At 42.7% G+C, this 785-nt stretch carries 1 protein-coding gene; it reads left to right on the top strand.

Translation table 11 applies throughout. The annotated features are described in order from the left end of the window. Nucleotides 1–16: 16 nt before the first annotated feature. A partial coding sequence (locus R8N49_RS26475) for a DUF3404 domain-containing protein (RefSeq protein ID WP_318190362.1) occupies nt 17–785 on the top strand: 769 nt, incomplete at its 3' end.

Genomic DNA, 785 nt, shown 5'->3' with positions numbered 1-785 from the left:
AAGTAACGGTAACAGTTTGATTAAAAAGTTTTTGCTCGGTTTTGCATCAATATTGCCACTATTCTCGGCACCTGCATTATCCGATTCACTACCAGAACGCATAGATACGTTTACAGAGCTATTTAACTATGAAGTGGCTCTTAAATCGTATGATATACGCATTCTGCAATCAAATTACCCTACGAAGTTACTTTCACCTGATTCGTTGCTTCCTCAAACTTCTGACTATCCTTTGAAGGATATTCAGCAGCTCTACAGCTTGGCGAATACATGTCGAGGGAAATTACCTCTCAGCCCTCTAATTACTGAACCTCTAGTATTTACTCGTGCTATTTGTAAGGGCACTCAGTTAACACCGCGTTGGTTCTCGCGTAGCGGATTAATTCACCCTGGTGGCGGTACTTACGCGGCGCGCTATGTTGAAAAGTATCCCGAGTTGCGTCCTAAACTTGCTCAGTACATGCACATTAAAGAGCGTGACAACGAAGAAGGTGACGAGCTACTAGAAAGCTTGCAAAATATGGACGATGACGCCATTAATGCTCTAATTGCAGGAGCAAGTATGTTTATTGAAGGCAAGGAAATGTGGCTTCGTCGTGGAGACCGTTACTTCGTATTTTCCAAAGATGTTTGGCAAGAAAACGTCGCGAATGCGGGTCTTTCTTATACATTAGCGTCACAAAGCAAAAGCTGTTTCGTGAAACGAGGCAACATATGTTGGGATGTAGAAGATCACTCGCAAGTTTTGCGGATCAGTATGATCATCCTTGTCATTGCATGTATCT

It is taken from the genome of Vibrio sp. 1978 (assembly GCF_033344345.1).
This window is presented reverse-complemented; position numbering and strand designations above follow the sequence as displayed.